Raw genomic sequence first — 3,475 nt, 5'->3', positions numbered from 1 at the left:
TCCCGAAACGCCGACCCACCGGCGTGGGGAGAACTCCGCCCACCAACGGATCGAGCGACGACGGACCCGGCGGCGGACGAGGCGGTGGCAGCGGGTCCAGCGGTTGTGGCGCACGAGGTGGCGCAACTCCTGGCGGAGCCCCGCCCAGCGGCGGAACCGGCGGTGGCGCGGCTCCTGGCGGAGGACTGCCCGGGGGCAAGCCTGCCCTGTGGTGAGAGCGCGACCGACCGCATCGACGAAGGGGGTGGAGGTGGGCTCCTCGTCATCGGAGCGGCTGATGACGAGGGTCGTCTCAGCGGTCTCCCGGATGGTCGTCTGGCTGGTGCATGCCGCGAGCGGCGCCACGGGGCTGGTGCGTGCGGCGAGCGGCGGCGGTGCTGGGACTGTGCACGCGGCGAGCGGCGCCGCGGGTCTGGTGCGAGCGGCGAGCGGCACCGCTGAGCCTGTGCGCGCAGTGAGCGGCGGGGGAGCGCGGGTGTCGGCGGCGGCGCCTACCCTGGGACCGACATGACCACGCTCTTCGAGAACCTCCCCCTGCCCGGCGGACGCGGCGTGACCGCGCCGGGCGCCGCCCTGCCCGGCATCGTCCCCGCCGGCCGAGACGCCAGCCCTCCGGACGGGACCGAGGAGCACGCGGGCGAGCTGGCGGGCAGGCGCCCGGTGGCAAGCGCCCGCGAGGGCGAGCCTGCGCACCCGGGTGATGCTCGCCGTCGTCCGTCTCCGGAGGACCTGGTCGAGGGGCTCAACCCCCAGCAGCGAGCCGCGGTGGAGCACCGGGGCGGGCCCCTGCTCATCGTCGCCGGCGCCGGCTCGGGCAAGACCCGCGTGCTGACCCACCGCATCGCGCACCTGCTCGCCACCCGCGAGGCGCGGCCCGGAGAGATCCTCGCCATCACGTTCACCAACAAGGCCGCTGCCGAGATGCGCGAGCGGGTCGAGCAGCTCGTGGGCCCCGCGGCGCGCACGATGTGGGTGTCGACCTTCCACTCCGCGTGCGTGCGCATCCTCCGGCGCGAGCACGCGGCGCTCGGGATGCGGTCGAGCTTCTCCATCTACGACGCCGCCGACTCCCAGCGCCTCATGCAGCTCGTCTGCCGCTCGCTCGACCTCGACCCGAAGAGGTATCCGCCGAAGGCGTTCAGCCACAAGGTGTCCGACCTCAAGAACGAGCTCATCGACGCCGAGGACTTCGCGGCGACGGTGAGCGACTCCAACGCCTTCGACCAGGCGCTCGCCTCGGCCTACCGCTCCTACACGCAGCGCCTCCAGCAGGCGCACGCCCTCGACTTCGACGACCTCATCGGTCGGACCGTGCACCTGCTGCGTACCTTCCCCGCCATCCGCGAGAGCTACCGGCGACGCTTCCGCCACGTGCTCGTCGACGAGTACCAGGACACCAACCACGCGCAGTACGTGCTCGTGCGTGAGCTCGCCGGCGTGGCGAGCGAGGGCTGGGACGTGCGCGAGCGCGCCCAGGCGGACTGGGCCGCCGTGGACGAGACGAGCGAGCAGGGCGGCGCGCCCGGCGCGGCGCTCCCGCCCGCGCAGCTCACCGTCGTCGGCGACGCCGACCAGTCCATCTACGCCTTCCGCGGCGCGACCATCCGCAACATCCTCGAGTTCGAGGAGGACTACCCCGACGCCCGGACGATCCTGCTCGAGCAGAACTACCGCTCGACCCAGAACATCCTCAACGCCGCCAACGCGGTGATCGCGCGCAACAGCGGGCGGCGGGCGAAGAACCTGTGGACCGCGGAGGGCGCGGGCCCGCGCATCGTGGGGTACGTCGCGGACTCCGACCACGACGAGTCGCGGTTCGTCGCCGACGAGATCGACCGGCTCGGCGACTCCGACGGCGTCAAGCCCGGCGACGTCGCCGTCTTCTACCGCACGAACGCGCAGTCCCGGTCGCTCGAGGAGGTGCTGATCCGGGCTGGCATCCCCTACAAGGTGGTCGGCGGCACCCGCTTCTACGAGCGCCGCGAGATCAAGGACGCCATCGCGTACCTGCACGCCGTCGCGAACCCGGACGACGCCGTCAACGTGCGCCGCATCCTCAACGTGCCGAAGCGCGGACTCGGTGACCGCACCGAGGGCCAGCTCGCCTGGTTCGCCGAGCGCGAGCGGATCTCCTTCGCCGCCGCGGTGGAGCGCCACGAGGAGGTCGGCCTGCCGACGCGGGCGGCGACGGCGGTCGCCAGGTTCGCGGAGCTGCTCGCCGGTCTGCGGGCGATGGTCGACGGCGGCAGCTCGCCCGCCGAGATCCTCGACGCCGCGCTCGACCGGTCCGGCTACCTCGCCGAGCTGCGGGCCTCCGACGACCCGCAGGACGCCTCGCGGGTGGAGAACCTCGCCGAGCTGCACGCGGTCGCGGCCGAGTTCCGCGACGCCGCCCCCGACGGGACGCTCGTGGACTTCCTCGAGCGGGTGTCGCTCGTCGCCGACGCGGACCAGATCCCGCTCGACGACGGCGGGCGCGGCGTGGTCACGCTCATGACGGTGCACACCGCGAAGGGCCTGGAGTTCCCGGTGGTGTTCGTCACCGGCCTGGAGGACGGCACCTTCCCGCACCAGCGCTCGCTCGCCGACCCCGAGGAGCTGAGCGAGGAGCGCCGCCTGGCGTACGTCGCGCTCACCCGCGCGCGGCAGAGGCTGTACCTCACGCGCGCGGCCGTGCGCACCTCCTTCGGCGTCCCGAACCAGCTGCCGGCGTCTCGGTTCATCGACGACATCCCGCGCGAGTCGCTCGAGTGGCGCCGGGAGGAGTCCGCCACCGAGGCCATGCGGCGCGGGTGGGCTGCCGGGCACGGAGGGCGCAGCCGGGGTGGCGACCACGACGGCGACGGCGACTTCGCCCCCGCGTTCGGGTCCGGTTCGCGCGGCGAGCGTGGTGGGACCGGACCCCGCACGCGTGCGGACGGCGGGGTGGGCGCCGGCACCGGCGGCGGGGCGCGCGGGGTGAGCGAACGCGGCGGCGCGGCCGCCGACGTGCCGAGTCTCGCCGTCGGGGACCGCGTCACGCACGACTCCTACGGGCTGGGCACCGTCGTCGCGCTCGAGGGCGCCGGTGCGAGCTCCGTGGCCAAGATCGACTTCGGCGGCGCCGGGACCAAGCGGCTGCTGCTGCGGTACTCGCCGGTCACGAAGCTGTAGCTCTCGACGTCGGGCCTCGGGCGGGCAGGGCGTCAGCGGGCGAGGTCCAGCACGATGCGACCGTCGATCCCGCCGGCGAGCATCTCGTCGAAGATGTCGTTGATGTCGCCGATCGGGCGGGTCGTGAAGGTGGGCCGCACGAGTCCGCGCGCGAAGAAGTCGATCGCCTCCTCCATGTCGCGGCGGGTGCCCACGATCGATCCGCGCACCGTCCACCCGTTGAGCACCACGGAGAAGATGTCCAGCGGGAAGCTGTCCGGCGGCAGGCCGTTCAGGCAGAGCGTGCCGCCGCGGCGGAGGGAGTACAGCGCCTGCGGGAACG

General features: G+C 73.7%; 2 protein-coding genes. One reads left to right on the top strand and one right to left on the bottom strand.

Annotation, left to right across the window (positions count from 1 at the left end; all coding sequences use genetic code 11):
* Positions 1 to 507 precede the first annotated feature (507 nt).
* A complete protein-coding gene (gene pcrA / locus FH969_RS14635; RefSeq protein WP_139987922.1) occupies positions 508 to 3,153 on the top strand; it encodes a DNA helicase PcrA in 2,646 nt (881 codons plus the stop codon).
* A gap of 32 nt (positions 3,154 to 3,185) precedes the next feature.
* Here the strand turns inward: pcrA and FH969_RS14630 are convergent.
* Positions 3,186 to 3,475 (bottom strand): zinc-binding dehydrogenase (locus FH969_RS14630; protein ID WP_139987920.1); only part of this gene is annotated, 290 nt, incomplete at its 5' end.

The sequence above is a fragment of the Miniimonas arenae genome (genome assembly GCF_006351005.1).
Taxonomy (GTDB): Bacteria; Actinomycetota; Actinomycetes; order Actinomycetales; family Beutenbergiaceae; genus Miniimonas; species Miniimonas arenae.
This window is presented reverse-complemented; position numbering and strand designations above follow the sequence as displayed.

What these genes read in the sequence shown, in the direction of transcription:
- pcrA (WP_139987922.1), top strand. Translation starts at nt 508, where the DNA reads ATGACCACGCTCTTCGAGAACCTCCCCCTGCCCGGCGGACGCGGCGTG.